Origin of the sequence: Burkholderia sp. EMB26 (assembly GCF_024730645.1) — a bacterium.
GTDB classification, from domain to species: Bacteria; Pseudomonadota; Gammaproteobacteria; order Burkholderiales; family Burkholderiaceae; genus Burkholderia; species Burkholderia cenocepacia.
The window spans coordinates 1470453-1493251 of the sequence record NZ_CP078071.1; the positions used below are offsets into that span (position 1 = coordinate 1470453).

Sequence of the window (22799 nt, forward strand, 5' to 3'; positions counted from 1 at the left end):
CCGTTTCCGGAACCGCCCGCTTCGTGTGGCGCGTGTCGAACGCTAGTGCATTACGCCGCCAGCAACCCGTGCGGGTCGATGACGAATTTGCGCGGCGCGCCGCCGTCGAACTTCTTGTACCCTTCCGGCGCCTGATCGAGCGAGATCACTTCGACGTTGACGATCTTCGCGATCGGCAGCCGGTCGAACAGGATCGCCTGCATCAGGTTGCGGTTGTACTTGAGCACCGGCGTCTGGCCCGTGAAGAACGAATGCGACTTCGCCCAGCCGAGGCCGAAGCGGATGCTCAGGCTGCCGTGCTGCGCGGCCTTGTCCTTCGCGCCCGGATCGTCCGTCACGTACAGGCCCGGGATGCCGATCGCGCCGGCCGGGCGCGTGATTTCCATCAGCGAGTTCAGCACCGTCGCGGGCGCTTCCTCCGCATGGCCCGACGAGCCGTGGCCGTGCGCCTCGAAGCCGACGCAATCGACCGCGCAGTCGATCTCGGGCACGCCGAGGATCTGCTCGATCTGCTCGCCGAGCGACGCGTCCTTGGACAGATCGACCGTCTCGAACCCCATCGCCCGCGCATGCGCGAGACGTTCCGCGTTCATGTCGCCGACGATCGTCACGGCCGCGCCGAGCAGGCGCGCCGATGCGGCCGCCGCCATCCCGACCGGGCCCGCGCCCGCGATATAGACCGTCGAACCGGGTTTCACGCCGGCGCTCACCGCACCGTGATAACCGGTCGGCAGAATGTCGGACAGGCAGGTCAGGTCGCGGATCTTCGCCATCGCCTGGTCGCGATCCGGGAATTTCAGCAGGTTGAAATCGGCATACGGCACGAGCACGTACTCGGCCTGGCCGCCGATCCAGCCGCCCATGTCGACGTAGCCGTACGCGCCGCCGGCACGCGACGGGTTCACGTTCAGGCACACGCCCGTATGCGTGTCCTTGCACATCGCGCAGCGGCCGCACGCGACGTTGAACGGCACCGACACGAGATCGCCGAGCTTCAGCGTCTCGACGTCGCGGCCCACTTCGACCACTTCGCCGGTGATCTCGTGACCGAGCACGAGGCCGACCGGCGCGGTCGTCCGGCCGCGCACCATGTGCTGGTCGGAGCCGCAGATGTTCGTGCTGACCACTTTCAGGATCACGCCGTGGCCGATCGCGCGGCCGCTCGGGTCGACCATCTTCGGATAATCGATTTTCTGGACTTCGACCTGGCCCGGTCCAAGATAGACGACACCTCGATTGCTGCTCATCGTATTGTCTCCATGTCTCGTTGGATGGCGCCGCGGCGCGCCGGCCCTTGCGGCGCACGCGCAACGTGCTGTTCGAGAGTAGTCCGGGAGGCAGGGGCGCCGATGTCTCAAACGCGACATGCGTTTGATCGGCGCCGACATCGATGGCGGAAATACGAAAGTCGGGCGGGAATCTACCGGGGGCCGGACCGGCCCTTGCGGCCGGCCCAACCTCGACGGGCCGGCGCTACCCGCCCTGATTCTCGCGGATGATCGCGGCGGCGGCCGCTTCCGCGTCGCTCGCGACGCCGTCGTGCACGCGCGTGCTGACGGCGGGCGTCGGCGGCTCGCTGTCGAGCGCGTGGCCGTTGCGGTCGTGCGTGTCGACCGTCGCGCGCATCGACAGCCCGACGCGCAGCGGATGCGCGGCGAGATCGCGCGGATCGAGCGCGATCACGACCGGCACGCGCTGCACGACCTTGATCCAGTTGCCGGCCGCGTTCTGCGACGGCAGCATCGAGAACGCGCTGCCCGTGCCCGCCGAGAAGCCCTGCACGCGGCCGCGATAGGCGATGCGCGAGCCGTAGAGATCCGACACGACCTCGACCGGCTGCCCGACGCGCATGTGGCGGATCTGCCCTTCCTTGAAATTCGCCTCGATCCACAGCCGGTCGAGCTGCACGATCGACATCAGCGGCACGCCGGGCCCGACCTGCTGGCCGACCTGCACCGAGCGCTGCCCGACCGTGCCGTCGACGGGCGCGACGATCGTCGTGCGCTTCAGGTTCCGGTACGCGAGCTTGAACTGCGCGGCCGCCTGCACGACGGCCGGGCTTTCGTCGACGGGCAGCTTGCCGCCGAGCGCGCGCGCCGCGTCGAGCTGCGCCTGCGCGGCCGCAAGGTTCGCCTGCGCACCGGCCACGGCCGCGCGGGCCCGTGCCAGTTCTTCGGGCGCGACGATCTCGACCGATGCACCCGAACGCGCGGCGAGCGCGCGCTGCGCCAGCGACAGGTCGGCGCGCCGCGCATTCACGGCCTCGACGTACATCGTGTTCGAGATCTTCGCGTTCGCGACCTGGCGCACGGCCTGCGCGAGCTGCGCCTTCGCCTGCGCGAATGCGACGGACGCCTCGGTGTCGTCGAGCCGCACGAGCGCCTGCCCGGCGCGCACGGCCTGCGTATCGGCGACCACCACGTCGGTCACGGCGCCCGGGATCTGCGCGGCGACCTGCACGATGCTGCCCGCGACGTACGCGTCGTCGGTGTCTTCGTAATAGCGGTCGCTCAACAGCCAGTACGCGGTCCATGCGATCGCGGCCAGCAGCACGATCGCGAAGAACACGGTGAAGCGCTTGCGGCGCGTCGCGCGGTGCGCATCGAGGGCCGGGTCGTTCAGCGCGGCAGGCGGCGCGGCGGAATGAAGGTTGTCGTGGTGCATCAGTCGCTTTGCGTAACGATCAGACGATCGTGCTGGAAGACGGGAATCGCGGGCATCGGCGACGCGCTCCGCGCCGGACTCGCCGCGGCCGTGCGCGCGAGCACGGGCGTGCCGCGAGGCGCTGCGTCGGGACGGGTCGCGCCGATCGTCGACGGGCGCGCCGTGTCGTCGCGTCGCGCGGATTCAGGGGCGGGCGCGGCCCGCGTCGTGGCGAAGGCCGGCGACATCGCCGTGCGCGCCGTACTGGCCGCCGGCGAGTCGTTCGAAGGCCCCGCCACCGTCGCCCGGTTCGCGGCCACGGCAGTCGCGGCCCCGCGGCGGGCCGCCCCGCCGCGCGCCTGATGCACGGCCGGCGTCTGCGCCTGCGAGACCGTTGCGCCCGCATCGAACCCGCCGCCCAGCGCGCCGATCAACCCCACGCGGAGCGTGCGCTGCTTGCCGAGCAACGCGATCATCTGCGTGCGCTCGTCGATCAGCGTGAGATCCGCGACATCGACGTCCTTCTGCATCAGTACGCCGCGCCGATGCCGGTCCGCCGCGATCTGCACGATCTTCTGCGCGGCCGCGACCGCGTCCTGCTGCTGCGCGACGAGCGTCTGCGACGTCTGCAGCGACGTGACGAGTTGCGCGACCTGCCCGAGCGCGTCGTCGACGGTCTTGTTGTACAACCCGATCGCGACGTCGGCTTGCGCGACGTCCGCGCCGAGCTTCGCCTTCAGCCGGCCGCGATCGAAGATCGGCAGCGAAATCGCCGGGCCGACGGAGCCCGCGAGCGAATCGCGCGAGAACAGCGACGCGGGCGTCAGTGCGAACACGCCGCCGAGCGCGACGAGATTCACGTCCGGATAGAACTGCGCGCGCGTCGAGTCGGCATTCGCGAACGCGGCCTCGACCCGCAGCCGCGCGGCGACGATGTCGGGCCGGCGGCCGAGCAGATCGGCCGGCAGCCGCGCCGGCACCGCGCCGCCCGCGAACGCGCCGACGCGCGGCCGCTGCAGCGCGAGCCCGCGCTCCGGGCCACGGCCGGACAGCACGCCGAGTTGCAATTGCGCGAGCTTGATCTGCTCGTCGTTCAGCGCGATCTGTTCGAGCAGGCGGCTGCGCTTGATCGACGCATCGCTCGCGTCGTACGCGTTGTCGAGGCCGCGCGCGGTGCGCTCGCGCAGCACGGCCGTCACGCGCTGGCTGATCTTCAGCTTCTGCTGCAACAGGTCGCGCACCGCGTACGCCTGGTCGAGCTGGCAATACACGGTGACGATCGCGACGGCGAGCGTGAGCCGCACCTGCTCGGCCTCGACGCCGGCCGCGTCGCGCAACGACATCAGGCTCTTCGTCGCCGCGCGGTTCTTGCCCCACAGATCGAGCTGGTAGTTCAGCCCGACGAAGATCGAAGACGGCGACACGTTCGGATCGCCGAAAATCTGCACCGGCACGCGATAGCCGCCGGCCGTCACGTCGGCGATGTCGCCGGGCTTCGGCATCCGTGCCCGGCTGATCGTCGCGCCGGCCGTGCCCGTCAAACCGGTCAGAGAATCGAATTGCTGAAGCTGTGCCTGCGCGATCCTCAGCCGCGCCTGCGCGACCTGCAGGTCGGGGTTGTGCTGCGACGCCTCGGCGACCAGATCGTCGAGTTGCGGATCCTGCAACTGCTTCACCCAGTCGGGCGCCGGCCACGCGCCGTTCGCGCCCGGGCCGGCGGTATGCGCGAGCGCATCGTCGGCCGGCGCGCGCAGCGACAGCGACGGCAGGAAGCCCGACGGCACGCATCCGCCCAGTGCGAGCATTGCCGCGGCGGCCGCCGCGATCAACGAACCGCCCTTCACGCCCCGCGGCACACCCGCCGCTTGCTTCGTCGGCTGCATCGTCACCCCTGTCGAACGCGCTGCGCCCGCGCGGCCAGACGCGGCCGCGTGCGCTCGAGCGGGCCGAGCCGGCCGAACAGGCCGTCCGCGACGCCGAACAGGATGCCGGCCAGCTTCGCCCGCTTGTCGCGCTCGACGAGCGCGATCTGCACGACCTGCCACACGGTCAGCAGGTTCGGCACGAGCGCCACCGGAAAGCGCAGCCCGTACTGCATCCCGAGCTGCACCGCATTGCGCGCGCTGTAGTAGCGCCGTTGCCACGAGTGATTCATCGACGTCATTTCAAAAGGGCCGATCGCGTGCCGCTGCTTCGCGCCGATCCGGTGCGGCAGCACCAGCGACGGCACGACGTAGAGCGGCACGTTGCGCGCCAGCGCGCGGAAGCTGTATTCGGTATCGACGTGATCGATGAACAGCGTCTCGTCGAACCGGCCGAGCACGTCGAACGCGTCGCGCGACACGACGCAGCCGGACGAGATCAGGAATGCGCAGCGCTGCATCGGCGTGCCCGGCTCGATGCGCAGGCGGCGCAGGCCGATGCCGTTGGTCGCGAGTTCGGGCAGGAAGCTGCGCGCGTTCTCGTCGAAGATGCGCGGGCCGGCCAGGAACGCGCGCCCCGCGAGCCCCGCGCAGACGTCGCGCATCGTCGGAAAATACGCGGCCGGCACCGACGAATCCTGGTCGAACAGCGCGACTGCGTCGACGCGGTCGCGAAACAGCGCCGCGAGCCCCGCGTTGTACGCCCCCGCGATGCCGCCGCGATTGCCGTGATGCAGCAGCGCGATGCCTTCGCGTGCGCACAGTTCACGAGCCCGCGCATCGGGCTGCGGCGTGTTGTCGACGACGAGCAGCGCGTCGCACGCGTGCCGCCATCCGCGCAGCGCGTCGAGCTGCGCGTCGCTCGGGTGATACAGGATCACGAGTGCGCCGAGTGTCGTCATGGTCCGCTCCTCAATGCCCGAACGACGCGGCCGCGCCGCGCTTGGGGCGCGTCAGCCACATCATCGCCGCGAGCGCGAGACACGTCATGCTCGCCATCCAGAACATGTCGTTGGTCGCCATCATGTAGGCCTGCTGCATCACGACGTGGTGCAGCGTCGTCAGCTCGCGCACGCCGTCCACGCCCATCGCGTTCAGCGCATGCACGAAGCGTTGCGTGTTCGCCGACGCATGCGTGACCGATTGCGACACGACGTCGTAGTGATAGGTCGCGCGGTTGTCCCACAGCGTCACGCTCATCGCGGTGCCGAACGCGGCCGACAGCGTGCGCAGGAAATTCGACAGGCTCGACGCGGCGGCGAGCCGGTCGTCCGGAATGCGCGACAGCGTCGCGGCGGTCAGCGGGATGAAGAAGCACGGCAGCCCGATGCCCTGGATCAACCCGGGTGCCGCGATCTGCGCGAACGTCATCTTCAGCGTGAAATGCGCGTCCCATGCGAGCACGGCGGCGAACACGAGAAAGCCGAACGTCGCGAGCACCCGCGCGTCGAAGCGGTGCGCATGCAGCCCGACGAGGATCGAGAACACGAGCGCGAGCACGCCGAGCGACGCGGTCGCGAGCCCCGCATGAAACGCGTTGTAGCCCATCACGGCCTGCATCCACAGCGGAAACACCACGCCGACCACGGAGAAGCTCATCATCCCGAGCGAGATGATCAGCACGCAGAACGAGAACGTGCGGTCGCGAAACAGGCTCAGGTCGACCACGGGATGCGCTTCGCCCGCTTCCCAGATCAGCAGCGACACGATCGCGAGCGCCGCGACCACCGCGAGCGTGACGATCAGCGGCGAATCGAACCAGCCGCGGTCGTGGCCGAGATCGAGCATCGCCTGCAGCGAGCCGACGCCGATCACGAGCAGCACGATGCCCGGCACGTCGATCGGGCCGGCCGCGCCGCGCTGCGCGTCGGGGCGCAGCATCGCGGTGCAGACCGCGAACGAGAACAGCCCGATCGGCAAATTGATCAGGAAGATCCACGGCCACGAGAAGTTGTCGACGATCCAGCCGCCGACCACCGGCCCGAAGATCGGCGCGAGCAGCACCGTCATCGCCCACAGCGCGAGCGCGATCGTGCGTTTGGCCGGCGCAAAGGTGCGCAGCAGGATCGTCTGCGACAGCGGCACCATCGGCCCCGAACACAATCCCTGCAGCGCGCGGCAGATCACGAGCACGTGCAGGTCGCGCGCGAGCCCGCACAGCAGCGACGTCAGCGTGAACAGCAGCACCGCGCCGACGAACAGCCGCAGCTCGCCGACGCGGCGGGCCAGCCAGCCGGTGAGCGGCACCGCGATCGCGGCCGCGACCGAATACGAGCTGATCACCCACGTGCCCTGGCTGTTCGATACGCCGAGACTGCCCGAGATCGCCGGCACCGCGACGTTCGTCACGGTCGAGTCGAGCACCTCGATGAAGGTCGCGAGCGACAGCGCGAACGTCAGCAGAGCGAGCCGGATGCCGCTTACCGGCTGCGCGGCGGGCGCGGGCGCGGGCGCGGGCGCGGGCGCGGGCGCGGGCGCCGGCGCGTCGAACGCGGACGGCGCGACGGGCCCGTCGTGAAGCGGCGACGCGGCGCTCATGCGCCGGCCACCGCGACATCGGCCCGCGCGGCCAGGCGCCCGCGCCTGGGCACGAACCGTTCGATGAAACCGGCGGCCGCGTCGCAGCCGTCCGGCGCGGCCGCGAGCAGCGCGCGCGTACGTTCCGCATGCACCGCGAACGCGGGTTCGTCGAGTACGCGCGCGAGCGCCGCGCCGAGCCGCGCGCCGTCGAGCGGGCCGTCGACCCGCACGCCGCAGCCGTTTGCGACGACGCGCTGCGCGTTGTCGAACTGATCGTGCGCGAACGGCGTGACGACCTGCACGATGCCGGCTTCGCACGCGAGCGCCGCCGTGCCGATCCCGCCGTGATGCACGAGCGCGCGGCAACGCGGCAGCAACGTGCGCATCGGCACGAAGCGGCGCACGAGCAGCCGGTCGCCGCCGGGCGCCGCATCGTGCGGCGTCAGCAGGATGCCGCGCGCGCCGGTCGCGCGCAGCGCGTCCGCCACCGCACGCGCATACGCCGCATGATCGACGAGCGTCGACCCGGCCGTGAACACGACCGGGGCTTCGCCGGCCGCGAGAAACGCATCGAGTGCCACATCATCGTCGGGTGTCGCGATATCGTTGAACAACGGAAAACCGCTTTGCAGATGATTCGACGGCCAGTCGGGCTGCGGCGGCGCGAACCAGCCGGGGAACAGGCACAGCACGCCGTCGGTCGAATGCAGCCAGCGGCCGAGCACGCGCCGCGCGGGTGGCAGCCCGAGCTCGCGGCGTACCGCGTCGAGCGCGGGGCCGCACACGCGGTCGAGCACCTGCCGCTCGATCAGCGTCATCAGCGCCGATTTCACCGGCAGCGGCCAGCGCGCGGGAATCGTCAGGCGCGGGTGAGTGGGCGGCGCATGCGCGGACAGCAGTGTCGACGGCGACACCTGCACCGACACGTACGGCGTGCCGTGCAGTTCCTGCATGAAGCGCGCGGAGAACGCCCACAGCGTGCCGACCAGCACCGTGTCGGCATCGGTCAGCGCGCGCAGCGCATCGTAATGCGGGCGCAACGTCGGCGCGATCACCTGCCACAGCGTGCGGAACGACGTGCGCGGATCCCACAGCGCGGGGTTCGCCATCGCCGCGTCGTATTCCGCCGCGGTGCCGACCGGCACGAACGCGAACCCGCAGCGGCGCACGGCCGCCTCGAACGGCGCATGCGTGCAGAACACGACGTCGTGACCGCGCGCGGCGAGCGTGCGCGCGACGCCGAGCAGCGGATGCACGTCGCCCGCCGAGCCGATCGCGGTCACGATCATCTTCGCCATCGCGCGCCTCGCGGGTGTCAGTAGAAGCCGGGGATCAGCGCCGCGACCTCGCGGCGGTACTGCGTATACGCCGGCCCGAAATATCCGGTCAGCCAGCTCTCCTCGACGCGCACCTTGTACGCGAGCGACGCGAACACGAGCAGCACGCCGATCGCACCGCGCCATTCGCCGCCGATCAGCGCGGCGCCGACCAGCGCGATCAGGCAGCCGGTGTAGATCGGATGACGCACGAGCGCATACGGCCCCGTGCGCACGAGTTCGTGGTTTTCCTTCAGCGTGACCGACACGCTCCAGTTCGTGCCGAGATGCAGCCGCGCCCACACCGAAAACAGCAGGCCGGCCACCAGCACCGCGAGCCCGCACTGCGCCTGCAGCCCGAAGCGCTGCCAGTCGGGCACGAGCGCCTGCCACGACGGATCGGGCAGGATGATCAGCGCGCCGCCGACGATCAGCGGAATCGACTGCAGCGTGCGCGAGCGCGACGCCTCCTTGCGCACGGTCGTCTTGACGCCCTGCGACGTGGCGATCCAGTACGCGAGCCACGCGGCCCACGGAACGACGATGGCGATGGTCTGAACGATATTCACGGCTGGCCTGCCTCGTTGGGATGGGAATTCGGATACGCGGGACGAACGCGATGCGCGGCGGATGGCGTCACGACGACAGCGCGTGCATCGGTGCGGGTATGCACGCCGGCGCGGTCGCACGTGCGATGCCGGCCGCGACGGACGCTTCGCCACAGAAGAAATCGAGCAACGCGGCACGGGTGTATTCGCGCTGCGCACGGCCTTCGATGTCGAGGAAGTGGCCGGCGTCCGGCACCGTCGCGAACCGCGCGCGCGCCACGTGCGCGCCGAGTTGCCGCACGTCGGCCGGCGTCGTGTATTCGTCGCGCTCGCCGTTCAGGAACAGCAGCTCGCAGCCGATGTTCGCGAATTCGCTGAAATAGCGCTCGGGCTGCAGCGACAGGATCTGGTCGACGTGGAACGCGACCTGGTCCTGCTCGTCGCGCGGCAGGCGCGTCAGATACCGGTAGTTGTACAGCTTCATGATGCGCGGCAGATAACGGCCGACGGTGTCGTTCAGCAACTGCGCGGCCTTCAGGTTCTCGCCGGCCGCGATGTGGTCGCGGGCGCGCGTCACGTAGTCGACCATCGCGTCGTTCAGGAACGGCGAGAACGAACAGATCGCCGCGCGCCGCACGCTCGGGCAGCCGCGCGCGAGCGCGAACAGCGACGCGACGCCGCCCCACGACACCGACACGAGGAACGACGGCGCGAAGTGCTCGACCAGGTACTGGAGGATCGCGGCTTCGTCGTCCTTGGTCAGGATGAAGCAGCCGGGATTGTGCTGGCGCGACTGCCCCGCATACGGCAGGTCGAAGCAGATCGTGTTCATCCGCTCGCCGAGATACTGGACGGTCTGGCCGAACGACGCGGTCGTCGCGAGCGCGCCGTTGACGAGCATCGCCGTGTCGAACGCCGGGTCGAACACGTTCCGTTCGACGTAGACCTTCAGACCATTCGGCAGCGGGACCACGTGTTTTTCGGTCGGCATCGTCGTTCTCCGGTGGATGCGGCGTCTCGACGTCGCGGCATGCTGCAGGTGCGCAATGGCTGGCGCCGGCCAGGCGCGCGATCCGTCCGCGCGACCATTGCCGACGCACCGCGGCAATGACCGGCGGCGCCATTCATTCCTCGTAGTGCGGCGCCATACTAATACGGTCGATATTACTGACTCAAGTCATTCCAAAAATCCCTCTACTCGGCCCGGAAATACGCCGGATTCAAATTTTTTCATCAATTTCTATGGTATGCGGAATCCCAAAAAGAACGAACGCAATCGTTTGCGAGCAGTCCACGCCGGCATTCACAAATCCGTAAATACGCATTGTTTTCAATCAATTACATCATTTCAATCGACCGATTGAAACGGTTTTTAGAAAACCGCGCATCTTCACAATCCGATTTGACAATTTCACATCGTGAATAATGTTGCAGATTTCGACACTCTTTCGATTTGTAATAGAAACAGGTGGGGAAACGGTCCATCGCATTGCGTCATTTTTTCATGAACCGTTTTAAACAGATTCAAACTTAATTAACGTTCTTTCAAGGCATTTTTCCGCACCTGCACATGACGCTCGCGACGAACGACCGTGCCCCGTTTAGAACACCGCACCTCGTTCGGCCCCGATTTTTTGTTGATTGAACGATCAATAAAAAACCGATAAGCTCTCGACTTCCATGGACGGCCCGCCCGGGCGAAGGGAGTCGCGATGCCGAAAGTCGGAATGCGGGAGATACGCCGCGCACAGTTGATCGACGCCACGCTGCGCTCGATCGACGAAGCGGGCCTGCCCGGCACGACGCTCGCATCGGTCGCGCAACGCGCGAACATCTCGACGGGCATCGTCAGCCATTACTTCGGCGACAAGGACGGCCTGCTCGAAGCGACGATGCGGCATGTGCTGCGCGACCTGTGGTCGGCCACCACGCGTCGCCGCGTCGCCGCACGCAAGGACCCGCGTTCGCGGCTGCGCGCGGTCGTCGCCGCGAACTTCGACGACACGCAGGTCAGCGCGCCGGTGATGAAGACGTGGCTCGCATTCTGGTCGCAGAGCATGCACGACCCGATGCTCAAGCGCCTGCAGCACGTGAACACGCGGCGCCTTCATTCGAACCTGTGCGCCGAGTTCGCGAAAGCATTGCCGCGGACGAAAGCGCGCGAAGCCGCCAGCGGCCTCGCCGCGCTGATCGACGGCCTGTGGCTGCGCGGCGCACTCGCCGGCGGCCCGATCGACACCCGAGCCGCGTTGAAGCTCGCCCACGATTACATCGACCTGCTGCTCGCGTCCGACTGACGCGTCACGCAGTCGCCCTCAAGGAGATCCTCATGTCCGTATACGGTTTGCAGCGCCTCTACATCGGCGGCGGTTACGTCGACGCCACCAGCGGCAAGACTTTCGACACCTTCGATCCCGCCACCGGCGAACTGCTCGCGCAGGTGCAGCAGGCGAGCGCGGCCGACGTCGACCGCGCCGTGGCGTCCGCTCGGGAAGGCCAGCGCGAATGGGCCGCGATGACCGCGATGCAGCGCTCGCGCATCCTGCGCCGCGCGGTCGACCTGCTGCGCGAACGCAACGACGAACTCGCGGCCATCGAAACGCGCGACACCGGCAAGCCGATCGGCGAGACGCTCGCGGTCGACATCGTCACCGGCGCGGACGTGATCGAGTACTACGCGGGCCTCGCGACCGCGATCGAAGGGCTGCAGGTGCCGCTGCGCGCCGAGTCGTTCGTCTATACGCGCCGCGAGCCGCTCGGCGTGTGCGCGGGCATCGGCGCGTGGAACTACCCGATCCAGATCGCCTGCTGGAAGACGGCGCCCGCGCTCGCGGCCGGCAACGCGATGGTGTTCAAGCCGAGCGAAGTCACGCCGCTCACCGCGCTGAAACTCGCGGAAATCTATACGGAAGCCGGCGTGCCGGCCGGCGTGTTCAACGTCGTGCAGGGCGACGGCTCGGTCGGCGCGCTGCTCACCGGCCATCCGGACATCGCGAAGGTGTCGTTCACCGGCGGCGTCGAAACCGGCAAGAAGGTGATGTCGCTGGCCGGCGCCTCGTCGCTGAAGGAAGTGACGATGGAGCTTGGCGGCAAGTCGCCGCTGATCGTGTTCGACGATGCGGACCTCGACCGCGCGGCCGACATCGCGGTCACCGCCAACTTCTTCAGCTCCGGCCAGGTCTGCACGAACGGCACGCGCGTGTTCGTGCACCGCTCGGTCAAGGACGCCTTCACGCAGAAGGTGCTCGAACGCGTGAAACGCATCCGCGTCGGCAAGCCGACCGATGCCGACACCAACTTCGGCCCGCTCGTGTCGGCCGCGCAACTCGACAAGGTGCTCGGCTTCATCGAAAGCGGCAAGGCCGAAGGCGCGAAGCTGCTCGCGGGCGGCACGCGCCTGACCGACGGCCATTTCGGCAGCGGCCAGTACGTCGCGCCGACCGTGTTCGGCGATTGCCGCGACGACATGAAGATCGTGCGCGAGGAAATCTTCGGGCCGGTGATGAGCATCCTCGATTTCGAATCGGAGGACGAAGTGATCGCGCGTGCGAACGACACGCACTACGGGCTCGCGGCCGGGGTCGTGACCGAGAACCTGTCGCGCGCGCACCGCACGATCCATCGCCTCGAAGCCGGCATCTGCTGGATCAACACGTGGGGCGAGTCGCCGGCCGAAATGCCGGTTGGCGGATACAAGCAATCCGGTGTCGGGCGCGAGAACGGCATCACGACGCTCGAGCACTACACTCGCATCAAGTCGGTGCAGGTCGAGCTCGGCCGCTACAACCCGGTGTTTTAAGACAAGGAGATCCGTCATGACGACACGCGAATACGACTACATCATCTGCGGCGCGGGTTCCGCGGGCAACGTGCTCGCAACGCGCCTGACGGAAGATCCGGACGTCACGGTGCTGCTGCTCGAAGCGGGCGGCCCCGACTACCGCTTCGACTTCCGCACGCAGATGCCGGCCGCCCTCGCCTATCCGCTGCAGGGCCGCCGCTACAACTGGGCGTACGAGACCGATCCCGAGCCGCACATGGACAACCGCCGGATGGAATGCGGCCGCGGCAAGGGGCTCGGCGGCTCGTCGCTGATCAACGGGATGTGCTACATCCGCGGCAATGCGCTCGACTACGACAACTGGTCGACGCACAAGGGCCTCGAGAACTGGACGTATCTCGACTGCCTGCCGTACTTCAAGAAAGCCGAGACGCGCGACGTCGGCCCGAACGACTATCACGGCGGCAGCGGCCCCGTGTCGGTCACGACCAGCAAGCCGGGCGTGAACCCGCTGTTCGAAGCGATGGTCGACGCAGGCGTGCAGGCCGGCTATCCGCGCACCGACGACCTGAACGGTTACCAGCAGGAAGGCTTCGGACCGATGGACCGCACCGTCACGCCGAAGGGCCGCCGCGCGAGCACCGCGCGCGGCTACCTCGACCAGGCGAAGGCGCGGCCGAACCTCGAGATCGTCACGCACGCGCTCGCCGACCGCATCCTGTTCGACGGCAAGCGCGCGTCGGGCGTCACCTACCTGCGCGGCAGCGAGCGCGCGACCGCGCATGCGCGTCGCGAAGTGCTCGTGTGCAGCGGCGCGATCGCATCGCCGCAACTGCTGCAGCGCTCGGGCGTCGGCCCCGGCGCATGGCTGAAGGCACTCGACATTCCCGTCGTGCTCGACCTGCCCGGCGTCGGCCAGAACCTGCAGGACCACCTGGAGATGTACATCCAGTACGAATGCAAGGAGCCCGTCTCGCTGTACCCGGCGCTCAAGTGGTGGAACCAGCCGAAGATCGGCCTCGAATGGATGCTGAACGGCACGGGCCTCGGCGCGAGCAACCACTTCGAGGCGGGCGGCTTCATCCGCACGCGCGACGACGATCCGTGGCCCAACATCCAGTATCACTTCCTGCCGGTGGCGATCAACTACAACGGCTCGAACGCGATCGAGATGCACGGTTTCCAGGCGCACGTCGGCTCGATGCGTTCGCCGAGCCGCGGCCGCGTGAAGCTGCGCTCGCGCGATCCGAACGACCATCCGAGCATCCTGTTCAACTACATGGCCGAAGCGCTCGACTGGCGCGAGTTCCGCGATGCGATCCGCGCGACGCGCGAGATCATGCGACAGCCTGCGCTCGACCGCTATCGCGGCCGCGAGCTGAATCCGGGCGCCGACTGCAAGACCGACAAGGAACTCGACGCATTCGTGCGCGCCCGCGCCGAAACCGCATTCCATCCGTCGTGCTCGTGCAAGATGGGTTACGACGACATGGCGGTGGTCGATGAAGAAGGCCGCGTGCACGGGCTCGACGGGCTGCGCGTCGTCGACGCGTCGATCATGCCGATCATCACGACCGGCAACCTGAACGCGCCGACGATCATGATCGCCGAGAAGATCGCCGACAAGATCCGCGGCCGCACGCCGCTCGCGCGGGTCGACGTGCCGTACTTCGTCGCGAACGGCGCACCGGCGAGGAATGTCGCGAAGGCCGTGCGGCAACCCGAGACGGTCTGATGCAGGCAGGCGCCTGCCCGGGCGCCGCGATACCACCCGCGCGGCTCGCGGCGTTCTCGCCGCGAGCCGCATTTCATTGCGCCTTCTCGTTTGCGCTGCGTGGCCGGGCTGCCGAAACACCGCGCATCCGCTTGGCGCGGACGATCGGGTTCCTGCGCGACGTCAGGCTCATCGCGTCACGCAGGCGGTCGAATGCGACATCTTCCTTCACCCCGAAGCGGCTGACCGCCGGCCATGCGAGCACGTGGTCGAGCCACGTTTGCCATGTGTCGCCCCAAAACCGGTGGCCGATTTCCCGAACCGTCCCCGGCGCGGCGATCACGATGCCCGCCAGCAGGTAGCAGGCCCAGAAGCTGCCGGCGCCAACGAGTCGATCGAGCCGGCACACGGCAAGTGCAGCAAGCAGCCCGTCCTTCGACGCGAGATCGGTGCGATGCATTCTGATCGCTTGCGCGACGAAGTTGTGCCGACCGCCGTACGCCTGAATGGAAACGCCGTTGCCCGCGGCGAGTTCGGCCGCGAACATCGCGAGTGCGGCCATCTCGTCGACGCGCGCCGCGTCGTCGCGCGGGCCGCATACGCGCAACACGGTCGCATCGATGACCGCGCCGGGACGAGTCGGTGTTGCCGCGATAGCGGCCAGCCTGTCTCTCAGGTTCTTTGCAGGCGGCGTCTCGCACCGCCCGTCATGTCGAGCCGCGATGCGCGCGCCCGAGTCGCGGCCTGCGCATTCGACGCCATCGGCAATCCGTTCAAGCGCGGCCCAGCCGACGTCGGGATCGTCGAACGAGCATGCACCGATCACGCCGTGCGCGGTGTCGAATACGGCACGCGAGCCGGGGCAGCAACGCTCGGCCTCGGCGAGTTGCTGGACCGAAGGCACATGCGAGCACGCGCCGGGCGGATCGGTCGGGTCGCATGCGCAACCGCCGCCGTCCGTCGCGATCCACGGGACGAGCCGATGAAGAACCGCAGTCGCTTCGCGGGAGAGGTTCGCGCCTGCGCCCGCACGGATCGCGTGCGAAGCGGCGACGGTCGCGTCGCCCACGCCGGTTGGCGCCATCGCGCAAACCGGCGTGTCGATATGGTCGATCAGGTACTGCAACCACGCGGCCGTGCGCAGCCGGTCGGGCGTCGCGCCGCGGGCATCGCCATACTTTGCTGGATCGGTCAGCATGGGTCGTCCGGGATGGTTCTGGTCAATTGGCCTGGTTTTGTTTCAATCGGATCGGGTGGCGCAATACACGCCACGCCGGCCCTGCAAGTCCGCCCGTATCGGATCGCGACACGGGCGGGCAACCGGCCGTCGCGCTGGTAAGCATGACGGCTCGCATGAATCGGAGATGCGGAAACTCGCGTATGCGCCGCGCGGTTCACATGCGCGGCGGGCGCCCCGCTTCGCGGCGCCTACTGCACGCGGCGCTTCGGCAATACATGGATGGCGGCATACACGACCACGCTGTCGGACGAATCCGGCCGCCGCGCCGATACGCGCGACGGCGCGAACCCATCGAAGCCGCGAAAACCCGCCGCGCATACCGCATGCACGGCCCTCGCGCGCGGCGGGTTCCCGCTTCGCTCGCGCGACGCTTACTGCACGTGGAACTTCGGCGACGTCAGGACCGTACCGGTCACCGTGCAGTCCGGCGTCAGCACGGAGTTGTTGAACGCCAGCGACGAGTTCGCGTCGCTCCACGCGGTCACGACCTTGCTCGGCCCGCAGGTGCCGAGCAGCGTGACGTTGACCTTCACGTTGTTGATCGACAGCTGCGTCGTGCTGTCGGCCTGCCCCGTCCACGGCGACGTGCTGCTCGCGCTGCCGCTGATCAGGCCGCACGTCGCGCCGCCCGCGAACGTCGTCGACGTGATGTTGACGATGCCGGTCGACGTGATCGTGCCGTTGAAGGTCGCGGTACAGCTGGCGTTGATCGATCCCTTGCTGAGATTCGTGAGCCCCGTCGCCGAGAACGGCTCGCCGTTCGGATTCATCGGCTGGCCGTCGGCACGCGAAACGGTGGCGGCGAAAGCAGGCGCGGCCGAAACCGCGGTGAAAGCCACTGCAGCAACAAGCGATACGATTTTGCGAATGCTCATTTGAACTGCCCCCTCTCTTCACAAATGGCGGCACGCCGCCAGGAACGCGACCGTCCGGCCGGAACGATCCGGCCAGCCGGTCGCAGGAAGCCGCCGGCACGCGTCATGCGCGCCGGTCGGCTCAGAACTTGTAGGAAATCCCGACGAACGTGATCAGCGGATCGGCTTTCAACTTCGTGCGCGTGGTCGCGAGCGTCGACCCGTCGGCCGCCTTGATCACGAGCGACGAGTAGGTCTTCAGCGGCATGTACGTCAGCGTCGCCGTGAGCCCCCAGTGCTTGTCGATCGCGTAGCTCGCGCCGATGTTGTAGACCGGCGTGAACGACGACGACGCCTTGCCCTCCACCGACGTTGCCCCCGGCTTGCCGGCGCCGGCGGCGAGCACGCTGCCGAGGTTCTCGTTGATGTCCCTCGCGAAGTTGCCGTTCAGTTCGATGTTGCTGAACCAGCTGTAGGCCACGCCGATCCCGACGAACGGACGAAACTTCGCCGTCGACGAATTGAAGTAGTACTGCAGGATGATCGTCGGGCTCCACTGCCGCGCGTTCTTCACGGCCGGCTGGTTCGCCGGATTGTCCATGTTGACCGAACCGAGCGCGCCGGCCGGGCCAGGCGGCTTGATCACCCCGTGTCCGGTCAGCGTGAATTCCGGCGGCACGCCGAGCACCGACGTCACCGCGATGTGGTCGGTGAAGAAGTGCGTGAGCGTGAGGCCAACCGTATCGGCGTTGTTGACCGTCAGGCTCGTGCCCGGCGACGTGAACGAACCGGGCAGGCGCAACGGTCCGTTGATCGGCATGTTCGCGAGATTCGTCGTCAGCCCGTTGGTCGAATCCTGCGGCATGATGTGCAGCCAGCCCAGCGTCGCGACGTTGTCGCCCGCCTGCTGGGCCGATGCGAGCGTCGATACGCCTGCGACGACACCCGCGACAATCAGCTTCTTCATGAAGTCTCCCCCTCATTCTGTCCGGGCGCCGCGCCTTCGCGCGCGGCGCCGCCGTGTCTCCATCCACACGCGGTCACTGCACGAACGCGCCGACCGTGAAGTACGGGTTGCTCGTATCGGCCATGTCGAGGAATCCGAACACGCCGCCGGTGAACACGAACTTGCCGGTCGCCGGCCCCGACGCCGCATCCGCATGCACGGTCGTCACGACGCCCGGCGCCTTCTGCGTGTAGTCGAGGTTCAGCGCGCGCGTGAGCGCGGCCTGCGATGCGTTGAACGGATCGAGCAGCGTGGCCTGTGCGCCAACGAGCGCGGTCGCGCGGTAGTTGAACGCGCTGTCGACGCCCGTGTACTCGCCGTCCTGCGAGCCCTGCGCGATCGCCGTCCGCGGGCTCAGGAACGAGATCCCCGATTCGTCGTCCGCGCTCGGCGGGCCTTGCGTAAGGTCCGCGTTCGCGGCGCCGGTGCGGATGAAGATCGGCACGAGCTGGTTGCGCAGCTTGCCGACGATCAGGATCCCCTTGCCGGCCTTCGCCGGATCGAGCGCGGCGAGCGTCGGTGGAATCTGCGGCTGGTAGTTCAGCGACTGGAATGCCGGCGCATCGGGGCGCAGCGTGAACGGCTGGTTCACCGTCGCGTTCGACGCAAGCGGCTGCCCGCCGTTCTTCTTGCCGAAGTTGTCGGTTTCCGTGTAGCTGCCATCCGCGTTGATCGTCACCTGCTGGTCGAGCGCCACCGGCTGGAAGTTCTGCGACGGCACCTGGTGATAGCCGAGCTGGTTGTACGTGCCGGCGATCTTCGTCAGGTCGGTTTCCAGCGACGAGAAGCTGATGAACGGGTAGTACGGGAACGTCGTCTTCGTGATCTTGCCGACGCCGATCACGCCGTCGAACTGGATCGTCGCGCCGGGGATCGCGCCGCCCAGCACGCCTTCGCCGAGGAACAGCCGCGCGGGCCGGCTCGGGTCGAGGCTCGCGTTCTGCATCCGGAACGTGCACTGGTTCAGCTTCACCGTCGGCAGCCCCGTCTCGTCGGCCAGCGTGCCGTCGACCACGTTCGCGGGCGCGGTGTCGCGCGTCGGCTGCACGGTACCGGTGGTGGCGGGCACCGGCGACGCGAGGTAGGTCATCCGGTACGTCATCTTCGTCGTGTCGAGCTGCACCTTCACGAGCTCGCCCGACCCGGAGCCGCCGATGAACACCGTGTTGTAGTCGATCGTCTGCGGGCACAGCCGGACCACCGGCGCGGGCGGCGGGTCGCCGTCACCGCCGCAGGCGGCCAGCACGGGCGCGAGCGACGCCGCGACCATCCAATGTTTCACATTCATAGGAATCCTCTTGAAATTCGATTCGCCGGCGGCGACGCATGCGCCGCCGGTGTGACGTGTTCAATGCGGGGTTACTGGACGAACGCGCCGATCGTGAAGAACGGGTTGACCTTGTTGTTGTTGACGACCATCGCGTAGACGTTGCCGGCCGTCACGAGCCAGCCCGTGTCGCCCTTGCCGAAGATCGCCGCGTTGCCGTTCGCGCCCTTCGCGTTGAAGTCCTGCGCGGCCGTCACCTTGATCTTGCCGGGCGTGGCCTGCGTATAGTCCAGCGCGAACTGCGAGGTGACCGACGACGTCTGCGGATCGATGAACGCCGCGGTACTGCCCTGGAACAGCGTGGACGTATAGTTCGCGGCCAGCGTCGACACCGCGGTGCCGTCGTTGCAACTGCCGGCTACCGAATAGAAGGCGTTGTTGGCGAAGATGCCGGGCAGGTCCGGGTGCGGCACGTTGGGGTTGAAGCTCGGCCCCGCCGACGCCAACTTGTTCCCCTGGCCGCTGGATGTCACGATGCCGCATGCAGAGGCGCTGGTCGCGCCGATGTACCCGCCCTTCAGGGAGTTCGCGGCAATCGCTTTCGTCGACGACAGCATCGAGATGCCGACTTCGGCGTCGGCGACCGATGCGAGCAGATTGACCGTATCGACGTGCGTGTAGCCGACACGAATCACGATCGGCACCAGTACGCCGTTCAGCCTGCCGACGATCATGATGCCTTTCGCCTGGCTCGGTGCAATGATCAGCGTCGAGCCCTGTCCCGCGATCGGATACCCTGCCCCGCTGGCCGGATTGCTCACGAACACATTGTCCGCCGATCCGTCCGCGTTCTTGCGCAGCGCCCACGGCGTCCCGGTCGTCTGACACGAGTAGTCGCTGCCCTGCGTGATCGAACACGAACCGTCCGCGTTCAACGTCTGATTCCAGTTGACGACGTCGGATTCCCAGCCGACCGCCCCGGTCGGGCTCTGACCGTCACCGCCGATGGGCGACAGATGGATGCCTACCTCGTTGTAGTTGCCCGCCACTTTCCTGAAGTCCGTTTCCGTGTCGGTGAAGCCGATGAACGGATAGAAATCGAAGGTGCGCGACGGTACGACGCCGAGCGTGATGCCCGGAAGCAGCGGGATACCGGCGAACGCAATCGTCGCCCCCGGAATCCCGCCGCCCACCACGCCATTGCCGACGAACAGCATCGGCGGGTCGGCGCGGTTGATCGTCACCGAATACGCGCCGTCGCTCGTCGCGCCGCTGTCGAGCACGAACGCGCAACGGTTCTGCTCGGCCGTCGGGAGATTAGTCGGATGATGGAATGCACCGCTGATCGTCAGGCCCGCGCGCGTGTTGTTGACTTGCCCCGCCGACGTCGGCACCGACGATTCGATGAACTGCAGCTGGTAGGTGAGCTTCGTCGTGTCGAACTTCACCTTCACGTATTCGCCGCTGCCGGCGCCGCCCGTGTACGTCGTCGTGTAATCGAGCGCGTCGGGACACAGCTTCGTCACGACGGGCGGCGTCGTGTCGGCGCCGCTCGGCCCGCAGGCGCTACCCGAGCACTGCGGCACGGTGATCGGCCCCGGATCGTCGCCGCCGCCGCAACCGGCGACGAACGGCAGCGCCAGTACCGCGCACGACAGGACCGCCTTCCGCCATTCAGGAATGCAAATCATCAACCCCTCCTTTTCAGGTACGACAAGTCTCGTCCGGCCGGGCTGCATGGCCCGCCGGTTGGTATCGCGCCGCCGCACGAAGGCGCGGCGCATGACGATGCACGCAAGGCCGCCGCGATGCCGGTCAGGCAGATGCGGCACATGCCGCGGCGGCAGACGAGCGCGCTCCCGCAGCGCCGTCATGCGGCACGGCGCCGTCGGAACGATCGAAACGGAAAGTAGCTTGTCGCTACGGTTCGCCGCTACACGGCGTGGTGACGAGGCAGGCACGCGACCTGCGTCGCGCCTGCATTCAGCGAAAAATCGGGAAACGGCAGTCCGGCTGGCCCCGCGGATAGGCGTCTCATGGTGTGGTCTCCATACGTACGCTTGATTCGTTATCGTGATGCGTCGTTTGTCGAGACTATGATCGGACCATTCCCACAAGTAAATGGATGCAGAGTTCCAAACGGATGAAACCGCGCGATCCTAGCGTTCATACGGTATTTGACAGATTTTCAAACAGCCTTCATTTTATTTGCTCAGACAAATACACGGACCATGGAACACGCGTTTGAACGACGGACGACAATCCGCGCCGAGCCAGGCCAGCCGGCCCTCGGCGGCCCGCACGCATGTTGCGGCGCACCTCATACGTCGATGATCGCGAGCGTGCCGTGGCTGCCGGGCAGCACCGCGTGGCGCGTGCCGGCGCGCGCGAGATACATCTGCCCGGCGCCGACCACGACCGTTTCCGCCTCGACCTCGAGCCTCAGCGTGCCGTCGAGCACCAGCAGCCCCTCGTTGTAGTCGTGCACTTCCGCTTCGTAAGGCTGCGCATCCATGCGCAGCACCTTGATCCGGGCCGGCCCGACTTCGCCGACGATCGTGGATTTCCATGCGGCGGCCTGCGCGTCCGCCACGGACTTGAAATCGATCAAAGACATGCGCCCCGCTCCGTATCACCGTGAAAGGCACGCATTATCGCGAGCGCCACGCGTGCCGTCCCGGTACGGCGCGAGGGACGGCAGGCAGCACAGTCGGCCCGCCCGTCGAGCGGCAACGCGCTCGCGGCCCGATTCGCGGAAAACCATCCGGATTATTCGCATCATTCAAATAAAACGCCAAATCGTTGAGCGATATCACCGCAATTCCCGCAAATCCGGCGCCAGTCCAGCCCAGCCTTTCCATCAGAATGCATTTCGATCTGCCGATTGCTAATATGGCGGTCCCGCGATCCCGCACTACCCTGCCGTTCGACATGACGCCCGTTCGCCATGCCGTCCCCGGTCCCGGCCGCTTCGCAGCGGCGGCGGCGCCGGGCACGCGCGGCGCCCGCCGTCGCGCCGGGCGGCCGTGCCATCCGTGAGCATGCAACCGATCCTTTCCGTCTCCGACCTCTCCAAGACTTACGCGTCCGGCTTCCAGGCGCTGAAGCACGTGACCCTCGACATCCGCCCCGGCGAGATCTTCGCGCTGCTCGGGCCGAACGGCGCCGGCAAGACGACGCTGATCGGCTCGATCTGCGGCATCGTCACGCCGACCGAAGGCCGCGTGACGGTCGGCGGCCACGACATCCGCGATCAATACCGCGCGGCCCGCGAAATGATCGGCCTCGTGCCGCAGGAGCTGACCACCGACGCGTTCGAAACCGTCTGGGCCACCGTGTCGTTCAGCCGCGGCCTGTTCGGCAAGGCGCCCGATCCCGCGTACATCGAGAAGACGCTGAAGGCGCTGTCGCTGTGGGACAAGCGCGACAACAAGCTGATGACGCTGTCGGGCGGCATGAAGCGCCGCGTGATGATCGCGAAGGCGCTGTCGCATGAGCCGCGCATCCTGTTCCTCGACGAACCCACGGCCGGCGTCGACGTCGAACTGCGCCGCGACATGTGGAAGCTCGTCGATTCGCTGCGCGAAAGCGGCGTGACGATCCTGCTGACCACGCACTACATCGAGGAAGCCGAAGAGATGGCCGACCGGATCGGCATCATCCTCGGCGGCGAGCTCGTGCTCGTCGAGGAAAAGCGCGAACTGATGCGCAAGCTCGGCAAGAAGCAGCTGACCGTGCAACTCGAGCAGCCGCTCGCGGAGGTGCCGCCCGCGCTCGCGCCGTTCGGTCTCGAACGCGCGGAAGACGGCGCCGCGCTCGTCTATACGTACGACTCGCAGCGCGACGACGCGAGCATCGCGAAGCTGATCAACGCGCTCGGCTCGGCCGGCATCGGCTTTCGCGACCTGCACACGACGCAGAGCTCGCTGGAGGACATTTTCGTCAGCCTGATCGACAACCGCCGCAACGGCGTGCAAGGAGCCTGACC

Annotated in this window: 18 protein-coding genes; 4 read left to right on the forward strand and 14 right to left on the reverse strand. The window is 67.7% G+C overall.

All coding sequences use genetic code 11. From position 1 onward, the window contains the following. Window positions 1-50: 50 nt before the first annotated feature. The 8 genes from fdhA to KU887_RS23440 all read right to left on the reverse strand — a co-directional run bounded on the left by fdhA (window position 51) and on the right by KU887_RS23440 (window position 9940). Window positions 51-1247, reverse strand: a complete 1197-nt coding sequence (gene fdhA / locus KU887_RS23405; RefSeq protein WP_006488979.1) for a formaldehyde dehydrogenase, glutathione-independent — start codon at window positions 1245-1247, stop codon at window positions 51-53. Between the two features lie 226 nt (window positions 1248-1473). Then, window positions 1474-2664: an efflux RND transporter periplasmic adaptor subunit gene (locus KU887_RS23410; RefSeq protein ID WP_062884936.1), complete on the reverse strand. Its 1191-nt coding sequence runs from the start codon at window positions 2662-2664 to the stop codon at window positions 1474-1476. Beyond that, window positions 2664-4448 (reverse strand): efflux transporter outer membrane subunit, encoded by a 1785-nt coding sequence (locus tag KU887_RS23415; protein WP_375167911.1) that lies wholly within the window; start codon window positions 4446-4448, stop codon window positions 2664-2666. Before KU887_RS23415 ends, KU887_RS23410 begins: the two co-directional genes overlap by 1 nt. Window positions 4449-4528: 80 nt before the next feature. Then, window positions 4529-5467, reverse strand: a complete 939-nt coding sequence (locus KU887_RS23420; RefSeq protein ID WP_006482184.1) for a glycosyltransferase family 2 protein — start codon at window positions 5465-5467, stop codon at window positions 4529-4531. 10 nt (window positions 5468-5477) lie between these two features. Then, entirely contained in the window at window positions 5478-7103 is a 1626-nt protein-coding gene (locus tag KU887_RS23425; RefSeq protein WP_258258366.1) for a DHA2 family efflux MFS transporter permease subunit, read from the reverse strand. After that, window positions 7100-8383, reverse strand: coding sequence for a glycosyltransferase (locus tag KU887_RS23430; RefSeq protein ID WP_006498733.1), 1284 nt, complete (start codon window positions 8381-8383; stop codon window positions 7100-7102). Before KU887_RS23430 ends, KU887_RS23425 begins: the two co-directional genes overlap by 4 nt. A gap of 17 nt (window positions 8384-8400) precedes the next feature. Continuing rightward, window positions 8401-8970 (reverse strand): isoprenylcysteine carboxylmethyltransferase family protein, encoded by a 570-nt coding sequence (locus KU887_RS23435; protein WP_006482692.1) that lies wholly within the window; start codon window positions 8968-8970, stop codon window positions 8401-8403. Window positions 8971-9037: 67 nt separating this feature from the next. Beyond that, complete coding sequence (locus tag KU887_RS23440) at window positions 9038-9940, reverse strand: alpha/beta fold hydrolase (protein WP_006498732.1); 903 nt, start codon at window positions 9938-9940, stop codon at window positions 9038-9040. Window positions 9941-10661: 721 nt separating this feature from the next. Between KU887_RS23440 and betI the strand changes: the two genes are divergently transcribed. From betI to betA, 3 genes are read left to right on the forward strand one after another with little or no spacing between them, the layout of a single operon-like run. After that, window positions 10662-11246 (forward strand): transcriptional regulator BetI, encoded by a 585-nt coding sequence (gene betI, locus KU887_RS23445; RefSeq protein WP_006482690.1) that lies wholly within the window; start codon window positions 10662-10664, stop codon window positions 11244-11246. A 32-nt stretch (window positions 11247-11278) separates the two neighbouring features. After that, on the forward strand, window positions 11279-12748 hold the full coding sequence (gene betB / locus KU887_RS23450) for a betaine-aldehyde dehydrogenase (RefSeq protein ID WP_006498731.1): 1470 nt from the start codon (window positions 11279-11281) through the stop codon (window positions 12746-12748). Between the two features lie 16 nt (window positions 12749-12764). After that, window positions 12765-14465, forward strand: a complete 1701-nt coding sequence (gene betA / locus KU887_RS23455; protein ID WP_006482695.1) for a choline dehydrogenase — start codon at window positions 12765-12767, stop codon at window positions 14463-14465. Window positions 14466-14538: 73 nt separating this feature from the next. Here betA and KU887_RS23460 read toward each other — a convergent pair whose 3' ends face one another. From KU887_RS23460 to KU887_RS23485, 6 genes are all read right to left on the reverse strand, one after another. After that, window positions 14539-15642 (reverse strand): hypothetical protein, encoded by a 1104-nt coding sequence (locus KU887_RS23460; RefSeq protein WP_258258372.1) that lies wholly within the window; start codon window positions 15640-15642, stop codon window positions 14539-14541. A 413-nt stretch (window positions 15643-16055) separates the two neighbouring features. Then, window positions 16056-16559: an activator protein gene (locus KU887_RS23465; RefSeq protein WP_258258374.1), complete on the reverse strand. Its 504-nt coding sequence runs from the start codon at window positions 16557-16559 to the stop codon at window positions 16056-16058. Between the two features lie 121 nt (window positions 16560-16680). After that, entirely contained in the window at window positions 16681-17505 is an 825-nt protein-coding gene (locus KU887_RS23470) for an OmpW family protein (RefSeq protein WP_006482693.1), read from the reverse strand. 73 nt (window positions 17506-17578) lie between these two features. Beyond that, on the reverse strand, window positions 17579-18832 hold the full coding sequence (locus KU887_RS23475; protein ID WP_258258377.1) for a DUF2957 domain-containing protein: 1254 nt from the start codon (window positions 18830-18832) through the stop codon (window positions 17579-17581). Between the two features lie 71 nt (window positions 18833-18903). Next, window positions 18904-20502: a DUF2957 domain-containing protein gene (locus tag KU887_RS23480; RefSeq protein ID WP_012493533.1), complete on the reverse strand. Its 1599-nt coding sequence runs from the start codon at window positions 20500-20502 to the stop codon at window positions 18904-18906. Window positions 20503-21131: 629 nt separating this feature from the next. Next, window positions 21132-21428, reverse strand: coding sequence for a cupin domain-containing protein (locus KU887_RS23485; RefSeq protein ID WP_006482698.1), 297 nt, complete (start codon window positions 21426-21428; stop codon window positions 21132-21134). A 424-nt stretch (window positions 21429-21852) separates the two neighbouring features. On the opposite strand from KU887_RS23485, the gene KU887_RS23490 reads away from it, so the two are divergent. Then, window positions 21853-22797, forward strand: a complete 945-nt coding sequence (locus KU887_RS23490) for an ABC transporter ATP-binding protein (RefSeq protein WP_006481959.1) — start codon at window positions 21853-21855, stop codon at window positions 22795-22797. The last annotated feature ends 2 nt before the right edge of the window (window positions 22798-22799 follow it).

What these genes read in the sequence shown, in the direction of transcription:
- fdhA (WP_006488979.1), bottom strand. Translation starts at nt 1,247, where the DNA reads ATGAGCAGCAATCGAGGTGTCGTCTATCTTGGACCGGGCCAGGTCGAA.
- KU887_RS23410 (WP_062884936.1), bottom strand. Translation starts at nt 2,664, where the DNA reads ATGCACCACGACAACCTTCATTCCGCCGCGCCGCCTGCCGCGCTGAAC.
- KU887_RS23415 (WP_375167911.1), bottom strand. Translation starts at nt 4,448, where the DNA reads ATGCTCGCACTGGGCGGATGCGTGCCGTCGGGCTTCCTGCCGTCGCTG.
- KU887_RS23420 (WP_006482184.1), bottom strand. Translation starts at nt 5,467, where the DNA reads ATGACGACACTCGGCGCACTCGTGATCCTGTATCACCCGAGCGACGCG.
- KU887_RS23425 (WP_258258366.1), bottom strand. Translation starts at nt 7,103, where the DNA reads ATGAGCGCCGCGTCGCCGCTTCACGACGGGCCCGTCGCGCCGTCCGCG.
- KU887_RS23430 (WP_006498733.1), bottom strand. Translation starts at nt 8,383, where the DNA reads ATGGCGAAGATGATCGTGACCGCGATCGGCTCGGCGGGCGACGTGCAT.
- KU887_RS23440 (WP_006498732.1), bottom strand. Translation starts at nt 9,940, where the DNA reads ATGCCGACCGAAAAACACGTGGTCCCGCTGCCGAATGGTCTGAAGGTC.
- betI (WP_006482690.1), top strand. Translation starts at nt 10,662, where the DNA reads ATGCCGAAAGTCGGAATGCGGGAGATACGCCGCGCACAGTTGATCGAC.
- betB (WP_006498731.1), top strand. Translation starts at nt 11,279, where the DNA reads ATGTCCGTATACGGTTTGCAGCGCCTCTACATCGGCGGCGGTTACGTC.
- betA (WP_006482695.1), top strand. Translation starts at nt 12,765, where the DNA reads ATGACGACACGCGAATACGACTACATCATCTGCGGCGCGGGTTCCGCG.
- KU887_RS23460 (WP_258258372.1), bottom strand. Translation starts at nt 15,642, where the DNA reads ATGCTGACCGATCCAGCAAAGTATGGCGATGCCCGCGGCGCGACGCCC.
- KU887_RS23465 (WP_258258374.1), bottom strand. Translation starts at nt 16,559, where the DNA reads ATGAGCATTCGCAAAATCGTATCGCTTGTTGCTGCAGTGGCTTTCACC.
- KU887_RS23470 (WP_006482693.1), bottom strand. Translation starts at nt 17,505, where the DNA reads ATGAAGAAGCTGATTGTCGCGGGTGTCGTCGCAGGCGTATCGACGCTC.
- KU887_RS23475 (WP_258258377.1), bottom strand. Translation starts at nt 18,832, where the DNA reads ATGAATGTGAAACATTGGATGGTCGCGGCGTCGCTCGCGCCCGTGCTG.
- KU887_RS23480 (WP_012493533.1), bottom strand. Translation starts at nt 20,502, where the DNA reads ATGATTTGCATTCCTGAATGGCGGAAGGCGGTCCTGTCGTGCGCGGTA.
- KU887_RS23485 (WP_006482698.1), bottom strand. Translation starts at nt 21,428, where the DNA reads ATGTCTTTGATCGATTTCAAGTCCGTGGCGGACGCGCAGGCCGCCGCA.
- KU887_RS23490 (WP_006481959.1), top strand. Translation starts at nt 21,853, where the DNA reads ATGCAACCGATCCTTTCCGTCTCCGACCTCTCCAAGACTTACGCGTCC.